General features: G+C 69.8%; 22 protein-coding genes and 2 pseudogenes. 13 read left to right on the top strand and 11 right to left on the bottom strand.

What is annotated here, in order from left to right:
• The first annotated feature begins 130 nt into the window (after positions 1-130).
• Positions 131-298 (top strand): aldo/keto reductase, encoded by a 168-nt coding sequence (locus ABFX54_RS22705; RefSeq protein WP_346107961.1) that lies wholly within the window; start codon positions 131-133, stop codon positions 296-298.
• A 47-nt stretch (positions 299-345) separates the two neighbouring features.
• Here ABFX54_RS22705 and ABFX54_RS22710 read toward each other — a convergent pair whose 3' ends face one another.
• Positions 346-1,248, bottom strand: coding sequence for a LysR family transcriptional regulator (locus tag ABFX54_RS22710; RefSeq protein WP_346107781.1), 903 nt, complete (start codon positions 1,246-1,248; stop codon positions 346-348).
• Positions 1,249-1,436: 188 nt separating this feature from the next.
• Here ABFX54_RS22710 and ABFX54_RS22715 point away from each other — a divergent pair, with 188 nt between their 5' ends.
• Positions 1,437-1,742: a DUF1330 domain-containing protein gene (locus ABFX54_RS22715; RefSeq protein ID WP_346107782.1), complete on the top strand. Its 306-nt coding sequence runs from the start codon at positions 1,437-1,439 to the stop codon at positions 1,740-1,742.
• Between the two features lie 89 nt (positions 1,743-1,831).
• On the opposite strand, the gene ABFX54_RS22720 is transcribed toward ABFX54_RS22715, so the two are convergent.
• The gene (locus ABFX54_RS22720; protein WP_346107784.1) at positions 1,832-2,497 is read right to left on the bottom strand and encodes a response regulator; all 666 of its coding nucleotides are present in this window, start codon (positions 2,495-2,497) and stop codon (positions 1,832-1,834) included.
• The gene (locus tag ABFX54_RS22725) at positions 2,494-3,645 is read right to left on the bottom strand and encodes a sensor histidine kinase (protein WP_346107786.1); all 1,152 of its coding nucleotides are present in this window, start codon (positions 3,643-3,645) and stop codon (positions 2,494-2,496) included. Before ABFX54_RS22725 ends, ABFX54_RS22720 begins: the two co-directional genes overlap by 4 nt.
• A 125-nt stretch (positions 3,646-3,770) precedes the next feature.
• Between ABFX54_RS22725 and ABFX54_RS22730 the strand changes: the two genes are divergently transcribed.
• The 3 genes from ABFX54_RS22730 to ABFX54_RS22740 all read left to right on the top strand — a co-directional run bounded on the left by ABFX54_RS22730 (position 3,771) and on the right by ABFX54_RS22740 (position 5,695).
• Positions 3,771-4,574 (top strand): CPBP family intramembrane glutamic endopeptidase, encoded by an 804-nt coding sequence (locus tag ABFX54_RS22730; protein WP_346107788.1) that lies wholly within the window; start codon positions 3,771-3,773, stop codon positions 4,572-4,574.
• A gap of 111 nt (positions 4,575-4,685) precedes the next feature.
• Positions 4,686-4,955 carry a hypothetical protein gene (locus tag ABFX54_RS22735; RefSeq protein WP_346107789.1) on the top strand — a complete coding sequence of 90 codons (270 nt, stop codon included), beginning with the start codon at positions 4,686-4,688 and terminating at the stop codon, positions 4,953-4,955.
• The gene (locus ABFX54_RS22740; RefSeq protein WP_346107791.1) at positions 4,952-5,695 is read left to right on the top strand and encodes a DUF6193 family natural product biosynthesis protein; all 744 of its coding nucleotides are present in this window, start codon (positions 4,952-4,954) and stop codon (positions 5,693-5,695) included. Before ABFX54_RS22735 ends, ABFX54_RS22740 begins: the two co-directional genes overlap by 4 nt.
• 204 nt (positions 5,696-5,899) lie before the next feature.
• Here ABFX54_RS22740 and ABFX54_RS56990 read toward each other — a convergent pair whose 3' ends face one another.
• From ABFX54_RS56990 to ABFX54_RS22755, 4 genes are all read right to left on the bottom strand, one after another.
• Positions 5,900-6,487: an alpha/beta fold hydrolase gene (locus tag ABFX54_RS56990; RefSeq protein ID WP_428834553.1), complete on the bottom strand. Its 588-nt coding sequence runs from the start codon at positions 6,485-6,487 to the stop codon at positions 5,900-5,902.
• Positions 6,439-7,473, bottom strand: a complete 1,035-nt coding sequence (locus ABFX54_RS22745; protein WP_346107793.1) for an alpha/beta hydrolase — start codon at positions 7,471-7,473, stop codon at positions 6,439-6,441. The genes ABFX54_RS56990 and ABFX54_RS22745 overlap by 49 nt, the downstream gene beginning before the upstream one ends.
• A gap of 226 nt (positions 7,474-7,699) precedes the next feature.
• Complete coding sequence (locus ABFX54_RS22750; RefSeq protein ID WP_346107795.1) at positions 7,700-8,488, bottom strand: SDR family oxidoreductase; 789 nt, start codon at positions 8,486-8,488, stop codon at positions 7,700-7,702.
• A 37-nt stretch (positions 8,489-8,525) separates the two neighbouring features.
• Positions 8,526-8,888 (bottom strand): nuclear transport factor 2 family protein, encoded by a 363-nt coding sequence (locus ABFX54_RS22755; protein ID WP_346107797.1) that lies wholly within the window; start codon positions 8,886-8,888, stop codon positions 8,526-8,528.
• Between the two features lie 78 nt (positions 8,889-8,966).
• Between ABFX54_RS22755 and ABFX54_RS22760 the strand changes: the two genes are divergently transcribed.
• Positions 8,967-9,761 carry a MerR family transcriptional regulator gene (locus ABFX54_RS22760; RefSeq protein ID WP_346107799.1) on the top strand — a complete coding sequence of 265 codons (795 nt, stop codon included), beginning with the start codon at positions 8,967-8,969 and terminating at the stop codon, positions 9,759-9,761.
• Positions 9,762-9,840: 79 nt separating this feature from the next.
• Positions 9,841-10,681, top strand: a pseudogene (locus ABFX54_RS22765) (IS5 family transposase).
• Positions 10,682-11,054: 373 nt separating this feature from the next.
• Here ABFX54_RS22765 and ABFX54_RS22770 read toward each other — a convergent pair.
• Both ABFX54_RS22770 and ABFX54_RS22775 read right to left on the bottom strand, forming a co-directional pair.
• Positions 11,055-11,840, bottom strand: a complete 786-nt coding sequence (locus tag ABFX54_RS22770; protein ID WP_346107800.1) for a PIG-L family deacetylase — start codon at positions 11,838-11,840, stop codon at positions 11,055-11,057.
• Positions 11,841-11,922: 82 nt separating this feature from the next.
• Positions 11,923-12,621, bottom strand: coding sequence for a class I SAM-dependent methyltransferase (locus tag ABFX54_RS22775; protein WP_346107802.1), 699 nt, complete (start codon positions 12,619-12,621; stop codon positions 11,923-11,925).
• Between the two features lie 245 nt (positions 12,622-12,866).
• On the opposite strand from ABFX54_RS22775, the gene ABFX54_RS22780 reads away from it, so the two are divergent.
• Entirely contained in the window at positions 12,867-13,631 is a 765-nt protein-coding gene (locus ABFX54_RS22780) for a response regulator transcription factor (protein WP_346107804.1), read from the top strand.
• Positions 13,628-15,019, top strand: a complete 1,392-nt coding sequence (locus ABFX54_RS22785) for a sensor histidine kinase (RefSeq protein ID WP_346107806.1) — start codon at positions 13,628-13,630, stop codon at positions 15,017-15,019. Before ABFX54_RS22780 ends, ABFX54_RS22785 begins: the two co-directional genes overlap by 4 nt.
• Before the next feature lie 72 nt (positions 15,020-15,091).
• Here the strand turns inward: ABFX54_RS22785 and ABFX54_RS56995 are convergent.
• Positions 15,092-16,368 (bottom strand): annotated as a pseudogene (locus ABFX54_RS56995) (Tn3 family transposase); the annotation flags it as partial.
• A gap of 127 nt (positions 16,369-16,495) precedes the next feature.
• The gene (locus tag ABFX54_RS22805; protein WP_346107811.1) at positions 16,496-17,278 is read right to left on the bottom strand and encodes an IclR family transcriptional regulator; all 783 of its coding nucleotides are present in this window, start codon (positions 17,276-17,278) and stop codon (positions 16,496-16,498) included.
• 67 nt (positions 17,279-17,345) lie between these two features.
• Here ABFX54_RS22805 and ABFX54_RS22810 point away from each other — a divergent pair, with 67 nt between their 5' ends.
• From ABFX54_RS22810 to ABFX54_RS22825, 4 genes are read left to right on the top strand one after another with little or no spacing between them, the layout of a single operon-like run.
• Complete coding sequence (locus ABFX54_RS22810; protein ID WP_346107813.1) at positions 17,346-18,482, top strand: cupin domain-containing protein; 1,137 nt, start codon at positions 17,346-17,348, stop codon at positions 18,480-18,482.
• Complete coding sequence (locus ABFX54_RS22815; protein WP_346107815.1) at positions 18,482-19,315, top strand: fumarylacetoacetate hydrolase family protein; 834 nt, start codon at positions 18,482-18,484, stop codon at positions 19,313-19,315. Before ABFX54_RS22810 ends, ABFX54_RS22815 begins: the two co-directional genes overlap by 1 nt.
• A complete protein-coding gene (locus ABFX54_RS22820; RefSeq protein ID WP_346107816.1) occupies positions 19,312-19,935 on the top strand; it encodes a maleylpyruvate isomerase N-terminal domain-containing protein in 624 nt (207 codons plus the stop codon). Before ABFX54_RS22815 ends, ABFX54_RS22820 begins: the two co-directional genes overlap by 4 nt.
• Positions 19,932-21,224, top strand: coding sequence for an FAD-dependent oxidoreductase (locus tag ABFX54_RS22825; RefSeq protein ID WP_346107818.1), 1,293 nt, complete (start codon positions 19,932-19,934; stop codon positions 21,222-21,224). The genes ABFX54_RS22820 and ABFX54_RS22825 overlap by 4 nt, the downstream gene beginning before the upstream one ends.
• The last annotated feature ends 79 nt before the right edge of the window (positions 21,225-21,303 follow it).

Consider the following 21,303-nt stretch of genomic DNA (forward strand, 5'->3'; position numbering starts at 1 on the left):
TCGTCTCCTCTGCGTGTCACTTGGCGGTTTCACACAGAGACTCACGCGATGGCCCTCTAGGTTGAAGGCGACGCGCCGATGAAGGGCCGGTTCTACACCACCCGACGGGACGTAACCACGAGCGCGCCGCATCGACGTCGTCGAACAGCTCGTCCCGCTCGCCGAGGAGGCCGGCCCGCCCATGACCCACCTGGCCATGGCCTTCACCATCGCCCACCCGGGCGTCACCGCCGCGCTCCTCGGCCCGCGCACCATGGAACACCTCGACGACCTTCTGGCGTGGGCCGGGCCGGCATAGCTCGTGTCCTTCTGGGCGAACCACGCGCCCAGCTGACCTCTTGCGCGTCAGCCCGGCAGCCAGTGCAGCTCGCGCGCCAGAGTCTTGGCGACGGCACGGACGCGGCGGTGTAGCGGCGACGGCTCGCGTGGGAGGACCAGATGGATCGTCAGGCTGGGCGCGCCCCGCAGCGGTCTCCAGGTGAGACCGGCCGGTTGTGTCGTGGCCGCGGCTTCTCCGGCCGGGGCGAGGGTGACCCCGTCGCGCAGGTCACGCTGAGACATGTCGAAGGAGACCGCGGGCGTACGGAATCGAGGGTGTGGCCGGGCGTCTCGGAACAGTGCGGACAGCTGATCGTGGATCACGGGGTTGGCCGCACGGTCCGGGAGTCGTAGCGGGTACGCGGCCGCGTCGGCGATCTCGATCTCCGGGTGTTCGGCCAGCGGATGGTGCTGCGCCAGCTGGACCCCGACGCGCATACGCCGCAGCAGGAACCGGCGCACGCCACGGCCCGGCTGTTCACCGCGGGTGACCCCGGCATCGATGCGGCCGTCGGCGACCGCGGGGGAGATCTCCGGTGTCGCCATCGGAACCGCGCTCACCTCGAGTCCGCTGTTGCCGCGGGTCAGCCTGTCGACCAGAGCCGGTACGGTCTCGGCCCCGGCGCTGAGGCTGTGTCCGATGCGCAGCGTGCCCAGTTCGCCGGCCGCCGCGCTCCGGGCGGTGTCCCATGCCCGGTCCAGCGCCGCCAGCGCGGGCGGCGCGGACTCCGCCAGAGCCGCACCGGCCGTGGTCAGTACGACGCTACGCGTGTTGCGGACCAGCAGGGCCGTACCGAGTTCCGCCTCCAACCGGCGTATCCGGGCGCTGAGTGCGGGCTGTGCGATCCCGATCCGTGCGGCCGCGCGGGTGAAGTTCAGCTCTTGCGCCAGCACCAGGAAGTACCGCAGGCTCACCGTGTCCGGCGCCACGTGCCCTCCCTGCCGATTGATAACGATCCGTTCTGAGTCTAGCCCGAACCGATCTTTCCCTCGGCCGCACATCAAGCCCTAACCTGCGCATATGACGACTCGACCGGCCGCGGTACCGGTCGCCGGGATCGATCGATCTGAGCGTCCATTCGAAGCCGGACGTGTCCGGCCCGACACAGGAGGTTTCCATGGCCAAGGGCTATTGGGTCAGTGTCTACCCCGCCATTTCCGACCCTGAGCGGCTGACCGCCTACGACAAGCTCGCCGGTCAGGCTGTCCAGGCCGGGGGCGGGCGCACCCTGTCCCTCCTCCCGTCCCGTGGCGGTCGGGTCGTCGCCCACGAGGCCGGAAGCACGCAACGCGTCGTTCTGATCGAGTTCGACAGCTTTGACCAGGCCGTCGCGGCATACGAGAGCGAGGCGTACCAGAAGGCGCTGGTGACCCTCCCCGACGGCGTCCAGCGTGACTTCCGTATCGTCGAAGGCATCGACTGACGGCCTCGGTGGAGGCGGTGCGGGTGCGGCCGCCGAGCACATCAGCCCAGCTCTGGTCCGGTGGGAGTCCGAGTTCAGGCCATGCCCGGCTACGTGATGATCTCTTTGCCGGAGGCCGACAGGCCATGAAGGCGCAGGGCCAGGCGGGTCCGGTCGCGGACGTCGTACTTGCGCAGCAGGGCGGACACGTGGTTGCGCACCGTGCCCTCACTGATGAGCAGCCGGGCCGCGATCTCCCGGTTCGTGGCGCCCGCGGCGACCATCCTGGCCACCTCATGCTCCCTGACGGACAGACGCGCGGGTCCTTGCTCCGGGCTCGGCGGGGCGGGAGTCCGCCGGATCTCGGCGACCAGGCGTTCGGCGACGGGAGAGGCCAGCACCGTCTCTCCGCGCCCCGCCCGGTGGATGGCGTCGACCAGTTGCTCCGGGGTGCAGTCCTTGAGCAGGTAGCCGACGGCTCCGCCACGCAGCGCACCGAAGATGTAGTCGTCCTCGTCAAAGGTGCTGAGCACGATCGCGGCGACCCCGGGATGAAGGACCGACAGCCGTGAGATGAGCTCGACGCCGTCCATCCTGGGCATCCTCGCGTCCACCAGCGCCACGTTCGGCCGGCACTCCCCCGTCGCGCGCAGAGCCTCCTCGCCGTCGGACGCCTCGCCGACGACCTCGATTCCGTCCTCGATCTCCAGCATCCTGCGCAGCGCCTGCCGGATCAACTCCTGGTCATCGGCCAGCAGGACCCTGACCGTCCTCATGACGCCACCCCCGTCCGTACGGGGAGCTCCGCGCGTACTTCGAAGCCGCCGCCCTGCCGGTCGCCCGCGATGAGGGTGCCGCCCACGGCACGGGCGCGTTCGGCCAGTGAGCGCAGCCCGAAGCCTCCGGCCGCGCCGTCGTCGCGGCCCCTGCCGTCGTCGATGATCACCAGCGTCACGTGCCCGCCGTCGAAGGCCAGCCTGCCGCGCACGTGGCGGGCGCCGGCGTGTCGGACGGCGTTGGTCAGCCCTTCTTGCAGGACGCGGTAGAGCACCAGCTCCACGTCGGGCTCCAGGGGCACCTCGCCGCCCACCACCTCGAAAGACACCGCCAGCCCCGTGCCGTCGAACGACGCCGCCAGCCGCTGCAGCGCCGCGCCGCCGACGCGGCCCTCGAGCGCGAGCGGGCGCAGCGCGCGGACCCATCGGCGGGCGTCGGCCAGCGCCTCCACGGTCAGTTCCTTCGCCTGCCGCACGTCGTCCCAGGCAGCCTCGGGACGGCGGGTGCGGAAGCGTTCGGCGTTCTCCAGGCTCATTTTGATCACCGTCAGGTGGTGGCCGATGGAGTCGTGCATCTCCGCGCCCATCCGCGCCCGCTCCTGGGCCACCGTGAGCTCCCTGACGCGGGCCAGCAGCCGCTGCGCGTCCGCCCGCGCGCTCCGCGCCTCCAGCACCGCCGACGTCATGCCGAGCACGAACGCGGAGAACACGACGAACGCGGCCGTCTGCGCGACGGCGTCGGCCACCCCGCGCCCGAACCACATCACGACGGAGACGAACAGGGCGGCGCTCGTCCACCCGATGATGACGAAGGCGGTCCGCATGCCGTGGACGAAGGCGATGTTGGCGATGGCGATGAGCGTCAGGAGCTGGTGGACCTCCGCCGAGCCCGTGGGCCCCAGCGTGAGCGTCGCGAGCAGGAACACCACCGCCACGTGCCGCCGCCATCCGCCGTCCCGCCGCCACGGCAGCACGAGCCACAACGCGGTCACGAGAGCCAGGTTGACGCCGAACGCCACGGCCATGCCGCTCGTCTCCCGGTGGGACACGTGCGCGATCCCCGTGGCCGCGAGCATCGCCCAGAACACGACGCTGAACAGGACAGGCCGGTCGGCGTCGCGCAGCCAGAGCGGGCGTGACAGCAGCATGCCTCCGAGCGTAGTGATCCGCGCCGGCGGAGGGATCCTCCTGGCGACCCATGATCCTGGTCATGCCCGGAATCAACCTACGGTCCGATGCGCGGCCATCCCCCGGATTCCTAGCGTGGGCCTCCATGAGAATCACCCACCCCGTCTGGGTCGTGCTGGTCGCGGTCGCCGTCATGTTCGCCCAGGTGATCGGCGGGTCCGCACCCGTGACCCTGCTGCTGGACCCCGGCCACCCCCTCTACCGGCCGCTCGGCACGGCCGCGATCACGCTGGCCTCGCTCGGGCTGATCTATCTGGTGCGCCGCTTCCTCCACCGCCGCCCGTGGCGCGACGTGGGACTCGCGCGATCACGGCAGGCGGTGCCGCACCTTCTGGCGGGCCTCCTGGCGGGCGCGGCCGCGGTGGCCGCCTCCAGCGCGGTATCCGTGACGCTCGGCGTGGCCACCTGGGTGCCGTGGGACCAACTACGCCCGCAGCTGCCCTATCTGCCGATCGCGATCGCCTTGGCCCTGCTCGGCCAGGCGTTCCCGGAAGAGCTGCTGTGGCGGGGGCACCTGTTCGACACGCTGGCGGATCGGTTGTCGCCGAGGGTCGTGCTGCTGGTGACGTCCGTGGTGTTCGGCTCGTTGCACATCATCTCGCAGAGCGCGGCGGACACGCTCGCCGAACGCCTGCTCTACGTGGTCCAGGCGATCGCGCTCGGCTTCGCCTGCGGGGCGGCGCGGCTACGTACGGGGACGGTGTGGATGGCGGTCGGCGTGCATGTCGGACTCCACACCGGCAACATGCTGCTGCCGACCCAGGACATCCGCTACGGCCTCCAGCTCGTCACCCTCATCTGCACGCTCTCCGTCACCGCGCTGCTCTTGCTGAGAGGGCGTGGGAAGAGCGAGGTCCGTGGCGCCGATCATGCCAGGGGGATGCGGTGAGTCTCAGGGAGGGTTCGGGGAGATGCCGGAGGTGAGATGGCGCATGCGGGGTCGTCATGGTCACGCACGATCCGGAGGCGGCGGCCCTGGCCGACAGCGTACGGTGTGCTCATGGAGGTCTTTCTCCGTCGCTCGCCCCACCGTCTGCCGAGTGCTGAAGCGGACGCGGAGCACGAGCGGATGAGCTTCGGCGACGTCGCCCGCAAGGTGCGCGATCCCGCCCTGCCCCACCGGCGACGGCTGCCGGCCCTGCTCACCGACGATGACAAGCCCGCACACGACCTTCGTTCATGCGTGCAGACCTGCCTCGATACGGACGGTCATCCACCCATGATGGCCGCCACGGCGACACCGCACGGGCAGAAGATCGGAAGCTTGTGAGCCACGAACCCGACCCGGCCGTCCTCTACCCGGACGTGGCCGCCCACGGCAGCCTCGCCGCAGCGCTCCACGCCGCGGCCGCCGGCCAGAGCCTGTTCCTTCCCCTGGCCGTCACTTCCTCCGATCCGCTCCGCCATGCCACGATCGCCAGCGTCGTCCCGCATCGCCACTCGTCCTACGTCACGGCGTGGCATCACGAACGGCGCTGGACCATCTGGGGTTCGTCCAACGACAGACTCGTGATCTGCGGTGACACCGAGGACATGCGTGAGCTTCCCGAAGTGATCCGTGGCTGGGCCGAAGGAGCCGGTCTCGACGAGATCGACCAGGCCGCGCCCTTCGACCTCCTGACCGGACGGTTCGAGGTCCCCGACAACAACCCCGCCGCTGTCATCGCCTCAGAGTGGCAGTACCTGCTCAAAGACTCCCGTGACACCGACTGGCCCGCGTACCGAGCACTCATCGAGGCCGCCTACGCCGAACCCGCGCTGCGACGGCTCTACCCCTACACCAGCCACTGGACGCTGGGCTTCTCCAGCACGCCCGACTACCCGTTCTCCCGGCCCTTCGCCTGGATCGACACACCACGAGGAGCCGGTGGCTACACCATCCGCGGGGAGCGGCACGACTCCGACCCGATGGAGGTCCCCACACCCGCCGAAGCGGTCTCCATCGCCGCCGGCCGAATCCCTGCCGACCTCCTGCCGGCCTCCCTTGAAGACCCCGCGCAGGACTCCTGAAATCAACCGGCACCGAAATGATGCGAAAGAACGCGTCCGCGTGGACGATCGGGAGACCTCCATGGTTTCGCGAGTCCGGCGTAGGACCCGTTCGAGCGCGGCATCGGCGTCAAGGTGCTGGAGGGCATCGCCGATGGTGAACACACCGAACGCTCCCTCATCCTCGGCCTGGCCGAAGCCTTGTTCTCTCGCTTCGAACGTTGATCATCTTGGGCAAGCCAGGCGATTGATGCCAGGTGGCCTGCCGTGCGGCCCGTTCAGCCGGTGAGGAACGCGGTGAGGAGCGGGATCACCTGGGCCGGATCGTCTTCGTGCACGTTCTTGCCGACCCGCTCCGGGTGGCGCTCGGCGAAGGAGAGCGTCCACGCACCGCCCCCACGAGTGACCGACCAGTGACGCCTTCGTCAAGCCCGTCGCGTCCAGGAAGGCTCTGATGGCGTCCGCCATGGCCGGGATCGTGTACGTGAAGTTCCGCGCCGCGCGGGTGTAGCCCTGGCTCGGCAGGTCGACGGCGTAGACCGTGGGGTTCCTGGCCAGGGCGGGGATGGCGTCCCGACAGGAGTACTGCCACTGGGCGCCGCCCGCGATCAGCACCACCGGTGCGGCACCGACCGGTGCGGCACCGACCACCGAGGCCACACCGAGCAGAGCACCGCGATCGCCAGCTACGTACGCTGGCACAACGCCCGAGCCGAGCCGAAGGCCACCTTCGCGGCCGACTCCCCGATCCGGACCTGGACCGATTACCCGGCCGAGGCTGCGTGACAGACCAAGAGCTGACGGCGCAGCCATGCCACTCGGGCGGCGATGGCGTCCTGCGAAATCACGGCATGAGGGGCCACGACGTCGAACCCGTGGAACCCACCGGGCCAGACGTGCAGCTCGAGGCGGCCGCCCGCCTGCCATACGCGGCTTGCGTAGGCGACGTCCTCGTCCCGGAACGTTTCGGCCGACCCGACGTCGATGAACGTGGACGGCAGGCCAGAGAGGTCTGCCGCACGGGAAGGCGCAGCGTATGGGGACACATCTGGTCCTCCCCGAACGCCGTCGCCGAGGAGCGCGTTCCATCCGGTCTCGTTAGAGGAGCTGTCCCAGATACCGACGCCGCGCATCTGCTGAGTAGAGGGCGAGTCGTTGCGGTCATCAAGCATCGGCGACAGGAGCAGCTGGGCCAGGACTGCCGGGCCGTTGCGGTCGCGTGCCATCAAGGTGGCACCTGCCGCGAGGCCGCCGCCAGCGCTCGCACCGCCGATGATGATGCGTTCAGGGTCGATGTTGAGCTCGTGGGCGTGATCCGACACCCACACCAGGCCCGCGTAGCAATCCTCGACGGGGCCCGGGTGGGGTGTCTCGGGTGCGAGCCGGTACTCGACCGAAACCACGGCCATGCCCATCGGCTCAGCCAGGTTCAACATCTCGACCAGGCCGAACCGGTTGTCTCCGACGATCAGGCCGCCGCCGTGGATGTGGTAAATCGCCGGGGTCGAGGTCGCCGCGTGCTTCGGGAGACAGATCAGCAGCGTGATATCCGGTTCCCCGTCCGGCCCTGGCACCGCCCACTCCTCCACGCTGTAGGTGCCACCGCGCGAGAGGACCTCGTCGGTCGGGGTCTCCACCCCGGGGACGGGCTTGCGCATCTCAACGATGTTGTCCAAACGGTATGCGTCGGGGGAGCGCAGGCTGGTCAGGATCTCAATGACGGGAGCGAGCTCGGGGTCGAAGGGCGGGGGCGGGCCGACCGGTTGGGGAGATGACCGGTCCGTGTTGTGCGTGGTCATGTGTTCTCCTAGCGGTAGTCAACTGGGTGTCTACCTGCCCCAGCTCACGGGTCATCGATAAATGTCACGTGGCCGATGCGGCCCGGCATCTGGCGGGTCAACCTGAGCGCTTGCACACGCAAACTGGTGACGCGCAGCCGATCTTGAGAGGTTCTCCTTGTGAAGGAGGGGGTTCCGCCGTCGGATCGAGCCGTTCGCGAGTGGCTGCTCGGAGCCGGTGCCTGGCTCAGACCGTCGGGACGGTGCCGCCGTCGATCACGTACTCGCCTCCTACGATTGCCGAGGCGCGGTCCGAGACCAGGAACCCGACCAGGTCCGCGATTTCCTCGGTGTTCGCGAATCGTCCCAGGGGTACTCCTCCGAGGGAGTCGTAGATGGTCCGCTTGGCTGCTTCACGTGTGAGTCCGTTGCCCTCGGCGATCCGGTCCACGAATCTTTCGTAGGCTTCGGTCTCGATGCCGCCGGGGCTGATTGCGTTGACCCGTACGCCGCGCGGCGCGAGCTCATTGGCAAGTCCCTTGCTGTATGTGCGCAGTGCGGCCTTCGCTGCTGCGTAAGCCAAGGACGCGTCGTATTGGGGCAGCTCACGCTGGATCGAGGTGAAGTGCAGCACCACGCCCGACCCAGCCCCGATCATTGCCGGGAGAAGAGCTCGATCCAGCCGCACCGCTCCAAGGAGGTTGAGGTTCAGCTCGGTAAGCCACTGGTCATCGGTGATGACCGCGAACCCACCAGACGGCGTCGACGCCCCTCCGACGACGTGCACCAGGATGTGGAGTGTGCCGCCGGCCTCTGCAATTCGAGCGGCCACGGCGTTGGTGCCTTCTATCGTCAACAGGTCCGCTTCGATGAATCGGTCAGGGTGCTCGTACCCGTCGGGCATCGTTCGCGCCGTCACGTACACGTCGGCACCCATCTCTCGCAGTCTCTCCACGACGGCCCTGCCCGAGCCCTTCGAACCGCCCGTGACCAGCGCCCGGCGACCGTCGAGACGATCGCGATCTGAACCAGACATTTTCTCTCCACTGACGATCGAGGTGGCGCGGGTTCGGTCAGGCCGGGTGGTTGGCGATGACGAGTTCGGCGACGAGGTCGTCCCGCAGCGCGAACCGGTAGTCGAGCTCGGCGACGCCCCCCGGGAAGGTGCCCTCGAGCCGCACGGTTACCACCCAGTGGGCGTCATCGACGCGGCGAGCGCCGATCTGCTCGGTCGTGTACTCGAACTCGGACCCGGCGTCCCGCAGGAACGCGTGGGCCTCCTCTCGGCCGCGGAAGGTCTCGCCCTGGTCGACGACCACCGCATCCTCGGCGAGGAACGACGAGGCGGTGTCGGCGTCACGGACGATGTGGGCGGCGAAGAACTTGCGCACGGTGGTCGGGAGCAGATCGGACGGGAGATCGGTGTGCTGTGTCATGAGCCCACCGTGTGACCTCACGGCGCGGGAGGGTCAAGCCGTGGACTCTCCCCCAGGGGGAGCGTTCAGAATGAGGGGATGCTGACCATCGGCGAGTTCTCGCGGCTGACCCACTTGAGCGTACGGACCCTGCGCCGGTATCACGAGGCGGCCTTGCTGGAACCTGCCGTGGTGGACGAGACCACCGGTTACCGCTACTACGGCGTCGACCAAATCCCGACCGCGCAGGTCATCCACCGGCTGCGCGAGCTCGACGTCCCCCTGAGCGATGTGCAGCAGATCCTGCGGACCCCCGACCCCGGTGTCCGGGCGGCCCTGGTCGCGGACCACCTGCAACGCCTTGAGGACGTGCTCGACCGCACCCGGGCCGCAGTCGTGTCGCTGCGCCGCCTGCTCCGGCCCGACCCCGCGCCGATCGACGTCGAGCTGCGTGCAGAGCCCGCCCGGACGGTCGCGGCGGTGGAGGCCGTGGTCGGGCATCGCGACGTCGCGACCTGGTACGCAGGGGCGATGGCCGAATTGGAAGCGGCCGTCGGCGCCGCCGTGACCGGACCGCCGGGCGGCAGCTACGACAACGCCCTTTTCGAGCAGGAGCGCGGTCACGCGGTCGTCTACCTGCCGACCGCTGCGCCACCTCGCACCGGACGCGTGCACCCCACGATTCTGCCGGCCGCGGAACTGGCCGTCACCACCCACGTCGGCGAGCACGACGGCATCGAGGTTACGTACGGCGAACTCGGGACCTGGGTAGTGGAGAACGCGATGTCGGTGGCCGGGCCGGTGCGGGAGGTCTACGTTGTCGGCCCTCGTGACACAAGCGATCCCGCTGCGTGGCGCACCGAGATCGGCTGGCCGGTCTTTCGAGTCACCTGAAGCGGTCAGTGCGGAGTCTTGGAACGACGGGGGCGCACGCTTCAAGAGGTCCTAACAAAATGATCTGGAGTCGCGTCCTATGGTGCTGCTGATCGTTGGTCTTCGCGTGAAGAAGGGCGAGCATCTGCCGTGGATCGTGCAGGACAGTCTGTGGGAGCGGATCGAGCCGCTACTGCCGAAGGTGGAGTGACGCCGGCGCCATCCGGGGCGTAAGCGGCTAGATGACCGACTGGCGTTGCAGGGCATCTTGTTCGTGCTCTACACCGCGATCCCGTGGGAGTTCCTGCCGCAGGAGCTGGGGTTCGGCTCGGGGATGACCTGCTGGCGGCGGCTTCGCGACTGGCACCAGGCCGGGGTGTGGGACCGGCTGCACCAGCTCCTGCCCGCCGAGCTGCACGCCTCCGGCCAGCTCGACTGGTCCAAGGCGGTGATCGACAGCTCGCACGTCCGGGCGCTCAAGGGTGGCCCAAAACCGGTCCGAGCCCGGTCGACCGCGCCAAGCCGGGCTCGAAACACCACGTCATCACCGAAGGCGGAGGCATCCCCTGGCCGTCTCCCTGACCGGCGGCCACCGCAACGACGTCACCCAGCTCATGCCCTTGATCAAGACCATCCCACCGGTAGGCGGTCGCGTCGGCCGGCCGCGCAAGCGCCCAGAATGCCTGTACGCCGACCGGGGGTATGACCACGACAAGTACCGCCGCCTGGTCTGGCGCACCGGCATCAAGCCCATCATCGCCCGGCGCGGCACCCCGCACGGCTCCGGCCTGGGCATTCACCGGTGGGTGGTCGAGCGGACGATCGCGCTGTTGCACTGGTTCCGCCGCCTGCGCATCCGCTGGGAGGTCCGCGACGACATCCGGGAAGCGTTCATGAAGCTCGCTGCCGCGATCATCTGCTGGCGACGCCTTGTCCGCTGATCATTCTGTTAGGACCTCTAAGTCATTATCACGTACATGGCTTCGGCTGGCTTCGTCACCGACTCGCCGTACGGGCCGATCGAAGATGGAGTGCGCCGCCGATCTGTCGGTCTGCCCTGCCCTCCGCCGCCAAGAACCACGGGACGAGCCTGGCAGCCTGCGCTCCGTGTGTGAACCCGCGTTGGGCAAGCGATAGCGCTCAATCCGTGTCGTGGTAGGCGCGGACATCCAAGATCAGGATGAGCGCGTCATCACGGATGAGGGACATGGCGATATCCCGGCATCCTGGCTGACCGGTCTCGGCGTGTGGGTTGGCGGCCTGATGTGCGGTTTCGCGCGGGCTGCCGGGTGTGGTCGCCTCAAGCGCTCAAGATCAAGGTTCTGAAAGGGTGGTCTGCGGGGCGCCGGTGTAGGAGACGCGTCGATACCACTCGTTTGCCAGCATCTGAACGCGGGCCTGCTCCGGCAGTGACGTGAGCAAGGTCATCGACGCACCACGCCCGACCTCAGACTCGTGCGCATGCATGGCCGCCCACTTGCGCTCGGCCCACTGCCCGACATCGAGGTGGGTGGTGACCTGCTCGTCGGGGACGCCCGGCAGCTTCTGGTCCGGTTCAGGAAACGTTCCGAACACCGCTTGCCACTGTGACACCACGATGGACCGCGGGATGGTCGCCAGGTAGAGGGCGCGCGGCCGCCAGGGATCGCCCAGATCTCGGTAGAGCTGGTCATACCCCGCCGCTTCGACCGCGGCCATGGTCACCCGGTGCACCTGCACGTGATCCGGATTTCCGTACGAGCCGTAGCCGTCATAGGTGAGCACGACATCAGGCCTGAACTCCCTAATGTGCTCAACGACCCGGCCCACCGCCTCGTTGAGCGGCACGTCCAGAAAACGCGGGCTGCTGGACGCGGATGCGGGCTTGCGGGCGTCGGCGTAGCCGAGCAACCTCGGTTTGCCGGCGCCGAGGATGTCCAGGGAACGCTCCAGCTCTGCGACCCGTTGGGTTCCCTGGGCCCACGTGCACGTGACGACGGCGGTCCTGGCGCCCTCGTCGGCGTACTTGGCCAGGGTTCCACCGGTCCAGATCGCCTCGTCGTCCGGATGCGCATGCACGCATAGCACCCGAAAAGCCACTTGCACCTCCAAAGTGATCAACGGCCGGTCACCGTTACGCCCACGCACCCATTCCAGTTGGTCGCGTGGCAGGCCTGTCCGTCCGACGGCACCTCTCACGTGATCATGAACGTGGAGCCGGATCCGCGGTCGCGGGCGCGTCCCAGATCATGGCGTGCGGGCCCACATCACGGAAGCGGGCGGTGGGGAAGACCTCCCGGTAGATCCGCTCGAACTGTTCCCGGCTGAGGTAGCGGTCGCTGACCCGATGATCCAGCCATGCTCCGGTGGACAGCCGGAAGATCTCCCACGCCTGCGCCGGGTCCCGCCGGACGAGGTTGCGGAGGAGCTTGCGTACCGCGCCTCCGTAGAGCCACCAACGCGGGTTGGCGGGTCGCAGCGAGACGGTGTCGACGAGCACGGCCCGCCCGCCGGGTGCGACCAGCGTTTTGATGTGATGCAAGGCGGCCCGTAGGTCAGGAACATGGTGCAAGGTCGCGACACTGAGCACGAGGTCGTAACGGCCCATGCCCCCGACGTCGAGAAGATCTGCTTGCCGGTAAGTGATGTTGTCCCGGGCGCGCTTGGCCTGGGCCAGGTCGATCATCGGACCGGAAAGGTCGACGGCGTCGACGTGCGCGAACCGCTCAGCGAGACCCACCGTGTGCTTGCCAGTGCCGCAGCCCAGGTCCAGCGCCCGCCGGCCGCCGGCCGGCAGGACTTCCGGCAGCCACTTCCTCAGGTTGTCGCCCTGAAGCTCGTGCAAACGCTCGTACTCCTGAGCGACCCGGTCGAAGGATTGCGCGTCGGCGCGGTTGGTCATCTGTGATCTCCTGTCAGCGCCCGGGCGATCTGCGGCAGCTGCCCAGGACGAGTAGCCAGGCGCCGGAGATGCGCCGTACGCGCCAGTGGGCGAACCGCCCCAGGCGACAGCAACGTGGACAAGATAAGCTCCAAGGCGAAAGACTGGATCAAGGCAGGCGGCCGGGCTGGGGCCGCGCCCGTTCCAAGCATGAGGCCGGCCGGCGCCCGGCGGCCTTCGCGGCGGATCTTTCACACGCAACTCCCATGAAGGCACGCCGCTGCGCGAGAATCCCCCCGACTGCGAGGAGCAGCATCATTCTCGAACCAGCCAACCCGCCGGTCAGAGCGGCCAAGCTGCTCGTGGCGGACGACGAGCCCGCCATCCTGGACGCCGTCTCCCGCTACCTGCGCCACATCGGGCACGAGGTGCGCACGGCCACCACCGCGCTGCAGGCGCTCACCGCGGCCCGCACGTTCATGCCGGAGCTGATCCTGCTCGACGTCATGCTGCCCGACCTGGACGGCTTCGAAGTGCTGCGCCGTATCCGCGCCGAGGAACTCGAGGTCGCGGTGGTGTTCCTGACCGCCCGGGGCAGCCGCAAGGACGTGGTCGCCGGGCTGGCCGCGGGCGGTGACGACTACATCGCCAAGCCGTTCGGCCTGGACGAGGTCACCGCCCGGGTGGACGCGGTGCTGCGCCGCACGCGGGGACGGCAGCCCGACGACCACGTGCTCCGGGTGGACGACCTGGCGCTGGACACCAGGAGCTACACGGTGCGGCGCGGCGATGTGCCGATCGAGCTGTCGCCCACCGAATACCGGCTGCTGCGCTACCTGATGCTGCGCGCCGGACGGGTACTGACCCGGGCACAGCTCCTGGAGCACGTCTGGAGTTACGATTTCGGCGGCGACGACACCGTGGTGGCCACCTACATCAGCTATCTACGCCGCAAGATCGACACGTTGGGGCCGCCGCTGATCCACACGCGGAGAGGCGTCGGCTACTGCCTGCAGTCCGCCGCGTCATGAGCCGTCCACCCCGGCAACCGTTGCGGCTCCGCCTGACCGTACTGGTGGTCGGCTTGTGCGTGCTGGTGCTCGCGGTGACCGGATCGGCCACACTCGTCGTCCTGATCGGCTCACTGCACCAGCGGGTCGACGCCCAGCTTGCCACCACCGTCTCCGGCCTGCGCGCGCTGGCCACCATCGAGCACGACCTTCCGGGCCGGCTGATCCCTCCCGAGCGCACCTCCTTCGGCAGTCTCTACCTCGCCGTGCTGGAGCCGGGAAGAACTCCCCGCGGCCCCGGCCCAGCGCTCGCCCTGCCGCTTCCCGTCCCGGGAGAACTGGTGACCGTGCCAGGCACCGGTCCGGGCGCGGCGCGCAGCTACCGGGTGATGACCACCCTGCTCGCCGGCGGGCACGTGGGGGTGATCGGGCTGAGCCTGGACGAGACCGAGGACGCCGTCCACACCATGGTCGCCGTCGTCGTCATCGTCGAAGTGCTTGGAGTCACGATCCTGGGCCTGCTCAGCGCCTGGATCGTGCGCCGCGAGCTGCGTCCGCTGGAGAGCTCGGCGCGTACGGCGGACCTCATCGCCGCCGGAGACCTCACCCATCGTCTGAGCCGGTCCGGCGAACCACCGCTGAGCACCCGCACCGAGGTCGGCCGCCTGGCCGCCGCCCTGGACCGTATGCTCGACCAGATCCAGGCCGCTTTCGAGGCGCGCGACACCTCCGAAGGCAGGCTGCGGCAGTTCGTCGCCGACGCCTCCCACGAACTGCGCACTCCGCTCCAGTCCATCCGAGCCTACGCAGAGCTCTACCTCAGCGACGCTCTGCCGGACGCCGCCGCCGAGCGTGAGGCGGTCGAGCGGATGCACGCCGAGGCGCGGCGCATGGCCAGGCTGGTGCAGTCGCTGCTACAACTCGCCCGCTTCGACCAAGAGCACGAGACCGACTTCCAGGCCTTCGACCTGACCAGCGTCGTCCTGGACTGCTGCCGCGACGCCGCCGCGGTCGAGCCCGAGCGGCCGCTGACCTGGGACGTTCACGAACGCATCACACTCGTAGGCGATGAGGAGCAGCTCAGCCAACTCGTCGGCAACCTGCTCGGCAACGTACGCATGCACACGCCCCCCGGCGTCTCCTGCCACCTCGACCTGGCCCTGGAAGGCGATGAGGTGGTGCTACGAGTGACCGACCAGGGGCCGGGCATTCCTGATGAGGCCCTGCCGCACGTGTTCGACCGCTTCTACCGGGCCGACAAGAGCCGCAGCCGGGCGAGCGGCGGCAGCGGGCTCGGCTTGGCCATCGTGGCGGCCATCGCCGATGCGCACCGCGGCCGCATCCACATCGACAGCCCAGACGGGCAGGGGACCCGCATCGAGGTACATCTGCCACGCTGCATACGATGACGGATCTAACGCGGGCGGGTGTACCTGGTGACAGCTTCCTCAGCGATAGGCCGTCATGAGCGTTACAGCTTCTCAACGTCCAGGTGCCGACAGGTCGGTCAGCTCCAGGCGGCGGTCAGTGCGCAGCTGGATCTCGCCGTACGGGGTCATGTTCGAGGGAAAGATCGGGGTTAGGCCCCGCCGGTCGGCGTCGGTCAGCTCGCCCTGCCATTCCGGCAGGGCGAGCGTGTCCTGGATCATCAACGTGTTTACCAGGCCGAGGCAGCTTTGCAGGATGTGCAGGCACAGCATGCCCAGTTTCTGCGCTTCACGCCGGTTGGAGGCGAGCTCGCCGCGCTTGCCGAACCGGATGTAGTCATTGACCGGGCAGGTACAGCTCGGTGAAGATGTTCTGATCGAACGCGGAGAAATGGGTGGAGTCCGAAGCCACCGCGGTGGTGCCCTCGCCCCACAGCGTGCTGTGCCGGGCGCCGAAGGTGGCGTTAGCGATAATCCGGGCGACCTCTCGGCAGGACTCCACCGTCAGGTAGCGCCGCCGGACGTAGCGCAGGTCGTCCTCGGTGTGCGGGTGGTCGCCGGCGGCGACGGTGCGCACCCCCGCCCCGGTCCCGTAGGCGTAGATCAATAAGTAGATCAATAACAGGAGCCGTTCAAACAGCACCTGCGCATCCAGGTGGTTCTGAGTGCCCGCGGGAGTGAAGACGCCCAGGCAGCCGGTGCGCAGCGCGGTCTCCGTCAGCATGTCCATCGGCGGAACCACGCCCCAACGCGCCCTGATCGCCGTCTTCAGCCGACGCAGATTCCGCGGTTCGGGCGCCGCCTCCAAGGGGGTCAGCTGGATCGCCCCAATTGCGCCGTTCTTCGATCTTCAGCCAGGGCAGGCCCTTACCGCCGAACGCGTTGTTCAGCGCCGACAACTCCGCGTCCAACTCCTCCATCATTTCTGCGGTGAATCGTTTGGGATCGAGCGGTTTGCGGAGCTTGGCGTAGTTCTCGGTGCGGTTGGCCTCGAAGTCCTTGGGCAGGTCGTCATCGGGGTCGCGCCACTTGTCGGCGCCGGCCACCCAGGCCTCCTTGCAGCGCAGCTTCTCCCGCAGGCTCTGAAACACCCCGCACTCGTACACTGTGCGCAAGATCCGCTGGCGGCGGGTGCTGTCGGCCCGGCACATCAGCTCCACCAACTCGGCCGGGATGATCCCGTCGACGGGGACGTGCTCGCCGAGCGCGTAGCACTTCATCCGGTTGCTGGCCTCGGCCTTGTACCGCTTGATCAGCGCCAGGGCCTCCATCATCGGCGCGTGCACGGTGTTGGTCGAACCGAACTCCAGCGCCTCCACGATCTGGATCAAACGATGGGCCTGGGCGCCCGCGAGCACCGCGGGCCGCGGGTCGGCGAGGGCCTGTCCCGAGCCCAGTGCCCGTCCAGCGAGGAGACCTCGGACGGCCGCGGGGAGCGCCGGGACTAGCCCCGCGGCGTCACCGGGCCGTGGCCATGGCCAGGTCCGCCTCCAGCCGGCGGGCGGCGGCCTGGAGGGTCGCCACGAGGGCGGGCAGCTCGGTGTGCTGGTAGCGGACGCTCGGCATCGAGATGGACAGGCCCGCCACCGCCACGCCCTGGTCGTCGCGCACGGGGACGCCGACGGCGACGACGCCGTGCTCGGAGCGGCCCTGGTTGACCACGAACCCGGCGCGCCTGATGCGGGTGAGCTCGCCCTTGAGCCGGGTCAGGTCGGGGCGGGCGGACGGCTGCTCGGCGTATCGGTCGGGGGCATAGACGGCGTCGACCTCCTCGGCGCCGAGCTCGGCGAGCAGCAGCAGGCCCGCCGTGGTCTGGTGGGCGGGGAAGACCATGCCCTCGCGGTTGCCGACGCGCAGCGCCTGGTCGCATTCGACGCTGGCGATGAACCGGGCCGTGTCGCCGGTGCGGATGGTCAGGTTGGCCGACTCCCGCACGGCGTCGACCAGGCGGCGCAGGTGCGGCAGGGCGGTCGCGCGCAGTTGCGAGGTGCGTGAGCGCGAGTGCTCGGCGAGCTGGAGCACGGGGCCGGCGTGGTAGCGGTGCCGTTCGTCCTGGACGGCGAAGTCGCGGTAGACGAGCATCTGCAGCAGCCGGTGCGCGGTCGAGCGGGCCACGCCGAGCCGCCCGGCCGCCTCCGAGACGGTCAGGGCGCCTTCGAGCTGCAGCATCGTCGCGATCCGCAGCGCGTGGTCGACGCTGGCGACCGCGTACGCCGGCGGGGTCTTCAGCGGCTTGTCCACCGGACCTCCGTTCTGCACAGAAGAATATGTTGTTCTATATGTCGGGATATCCAGCACTCTCTCACATATGAGCACGATACGAACCCCGGTCCGGCTGCAGGCCGTCTCGGCCCCCGACCAGCCCGACGTCACGCCCGCCCTGCACGAGCTCTACCGCGGTTTCGAGGAGGAATTGCTGGTCCCGTTGTGGACGGAGATCGGCGACCTGATGCCGGCCCACCCGCGCTCGCGGGCGGTGGCGCACCTGTGGCACTGGGACAACCTGCTCAAGCTCGCGGCCCGCGCCGGCGAGATCGTGCCGGTCGGCCGCGGCGGCGAGCGCCGCGCGATCGCTCTGGCCAACCCGTCGCTGGGGGGCCGCCCGTTCGCCACGCCGACGCTGTGGGCCGCGATCCAGTACCTGATGCCCGGCGAGGACGCCCCCGAGCACCGCCACACCCAGCACGCCTTCCGGTTCGTGGTCGAGGGCTCGGGCGTGTGGACCGTGGTCGACGGCGACCCCGTGCCGATGAACCGGGGCGACTTCCTGCCGCAGGCCGGCTGGAACTGGCACGCCCACCACAACGCCACCACCGAGCCCATGGCCTGGCTCGACGGCCTGGACATCCCGTTCCAGTACGTCACCGAGGCGCAGTTCTTCGAGTTCGGCCGCGACGAGCTGTCCGAGGCCGAGCGCACCACCCCCGAGCGGAGCCGATCCGAGCGCCTGTGGGGCCACCCCGGCCTGCGCCCGCTCTCGGCGACGCCGGCCCCCGCCGGGGATTCGCCGCTCTTGGCCTACAAGTGGGAGTTCACCGACGCCGCACTCGCCGATCAGCTCGCTCTTGAGGCCGAGGGGTACGGCGGGACGGTCGAGCCGGGCCACGCCGCGGTCCGCTTCGCCAACCCGGCGACGGGCGGCGACGTGCTGTCCACCATCCGGGCCGAGATGCACCGCGTCGTGCGCGGTGCCGAGACCGCCCCGGTCCGGGAGACCGGATCGAGCGTCTACCAGGTCTTCAACGGCGCAGGAACGGTCACCGTCGGCGAGACGACCTGGTCGGTCACCCGCGGCGACCTGTTCGTGGTGCCGTCGTGGGAGCCGTTCTCCGTGCGCTCGGAAGCGGGGTCGGCCGATTCTGATTCCGGCGCGATGGACCTGTTCCGCTTCTCCGACTCGCCCGTCTTCGAGGCGCTGCGGCTCGACCGGAGGGGGAACGCCTGATGAGGCTGGCCACCATCCGCACCCCCGGCGGCACCCGCGCCGTGAAGCTCGACGGCGGCACGCTGGTCGACCTCGGCGCCGAGGATCTCGGCGCGTTCCTGGCCGATCCCGGCTGGGAGCGGGCCGCCGCGGCCGCGACCGGCCTCACCTACGACGCCGAAGGCGCCGACTTCGCGCCCGTGGTGCCGCGCCCGTCGAAGGTGATCTGCGTCGGCCACAACTACACCGGGCACATCAAGGAGATGGGCCGCGAGCTGCCGGCTTTCCCGACGCTGTTCCCCAAGTTCGCCGACTCCCTGATCGGCGCGCGCGACGACATCGTCAAGCCTCCCGAGACCGACGCGCTCGACTGGGAGGTCGAGCTCGCCGTGGTGATCGGCCGGCCCGTGCGCCGCGCCGGCGAGCAGGAGGCCGCCGCGGCCATCGCCGGCTTCACCGTCATGAACGACGTTTCGGTACGCGACTGGCAGTTCCGCACCGTCGAGTGGACCCAGGGCAAGATCTGGGACTCCTCCACCCCGGTGGGCCCGTACCTCGTGACCCCCGACGAGCTCCCCGGCGGCGTCCGCCCGGCGCTGACGGTGCGCACCACCGTCGACGGCCGCCTCATGCAGCAGGACGACACCGCCACGCTGCTCTTCGACCCCGTGCACCTGGTGCGTTACGTCTCCACCGTCGTGCGGCTCAACCCCGGCGACCTGATCGCCACCGGCACCCCCGCCGGCGTCGGCCATGCCCGCGACCCGAAGGTGTACCTCACCGGAGGGGAGAGCGTCGTGACGGAGGTCGAGGGCATCGGCGCCTGCGTCAACCAGGTGGTGGTGGAGCCGTGAGGCGGAGTTTCGCCGACACCCGGCGCTGGGCGGACGACGGCACCAAGCTGCTCCTCGACACGGTGGCCGGGCTGGACGAGGCGGAGTACGCGCGGCCCAGCCTGCTGCCGGGCTGGACCCGCGGGCACGTGCTCGCCCACGTCGCGGCCAACGCCGACGCGCTCGGCAACCTCGTGCGCTGGGCGGCCACCGGCGAGCCCACGCCGATGTACGCCTCCCCCGCCGAGCGCGCCGCCGGGATCGAACGCGGCGTGCGGATGCCGGCCGCCGGCCTGGAGACCTGGCTGTACCGCTCCGCGACCGCCCTGGCAGAGGCGTCGGCGGCGCTGAGCGAGCGGCAGTGGGCGGTCGAGGTCGTCACCGCGCAGGGCCGCACCGTGCCGGCCACCGAGGTGCCGTGGCTGCGCGCCCGCGAGGTCTACGTGCACACCGTCGATCTCGGCCTCGGCGTCGCCTTCGCCGACCTGCCACCCGCCTACCTGGAGGCGCTGTGCGCCGACGTCGCCGCCCAGCGCGGCGGCGTGCCGCCCGTCGAAGGCCCCCTGGCCGAACGCGCCGCCTGGCTGACCGGACGCCCGCACCGGCTGGCGGGCGCGCCCGAGCTGGGAGCGTGGCTGTGAGCAGCGGCCTGGCTGGTAGCGGGGCCGGTGAGGTCGATGTGCTGGTCGTCGGCGGCGGCATCGGCGGGCTGTCCACGGCCTACGCCCTGACCCGCAAGGGCCTCAAGGTCCGCGTGCTGGAGCAGGCGAAGGAGTTCGGCGAGGTCGGCGCGGGCATCCAGATCGCACCCAACTGCACCCGGATCCTGGCCGAGTACGGCCTGCTGGAGGAGGCCAAGTCGCTCGGCCTCCTGCCGACCGGCATGGTCATGCGCGACGCCCTCGACGGCAGCGAGCTCACCCGGCTCGACCTGACCGACCTCGAACGCGCCTACGGCTCCCCGTACATGGTGATCCACCGCAGCGACCTGCACGGCCTGTTCCTGCGCGCCTGCCGGCGCGCCGGCGTGGACCTGCTCACCGACCACCGCGTCGACGGCTACGCCAACACCACCGCACCCCACGGAAGGCAGGGCGCGGAGGTGAAACTGGCCGACGGCCGCGTCATGCGGGCGCCGGTCGTGATCGCCGCCGACGGCCTGCACTCGGTCGCCCGCAAACTGCTCGTCGACGACGAACCGGTCAGCTCCGCCTACGTCGCCTACCGCGCCACCGTCCCGATGCAGGAGATGCCGCCCGGCGACGTCAACCTGTCCGAGGTCGTGGTCTATGTCGGCCCCGGCTGCCACTTCGTGCGTTACGGGCTGCGCGGCGGCGACCTGCTCAACCAGGTCGCCGTCTTCCGCTCACCGAAGGCGCTGGCCGGAGAGCAGGAGTGGGGCACGCCGGACGAACTGGACGCCGCGTTCGCCGCCACCGCGCCCGTGGTGCGCTCGGGGATCCCGCTGATGTGGCGGGACCGCTGGTGGCGCATGTACGACCGCGACCCGATCATGACCTGGGTGCACGGCCGGATCGCGCTGCTCGGCGACGCGGCCCACCCGCCGCTGCAGTACATGGCGCAGGGCGCGATCATGGCGATCGAGGACGGCTGGGTGCTCGCCGAGCACGTCGCCCGGCAACGGGACGGCGCGACGGGCCGGGTCGACTGGGCCGCCGCGCTGGCCGCCTACGAGGCCGTGCGGCCCGAGCACTGCCGCCGCGTCGTGCTCACCGCGCGTGCCTGGGGCGACCTGTGGCACCTCGACGGCGAGCCGCGCCTGCGCCGCAACACGATCCTGCGGGCCCGCGAGCCGCACGACCACATCTACACCGACTGGATCTACGGGCCGACCGCGCTCGTCCCCGAGGAGGAACCGCCGATGTACCCGGTGATCCCGCTGTCGTCCGTGACGCTCGCGCAGACCTGAGAGGCCTGAGGGGGACCTGAGGGGCCGTCGGCGGCGGCGACCTGAGCCGGCCCGCGCCGGCGCTCTGACGGGCGTTTGC

Source organism: Nonomuraea maheshkhaliensis, from assembly GCF_039529435.1.
In the GTDB taxonomy this organism is placed as follows: Bacteria; Actinomycetota; Actinomycetes; order Streptosporangiales; family Streptosporangiaceae; genus Nonomuraea; species Nonomuraea maheshkhaliensis.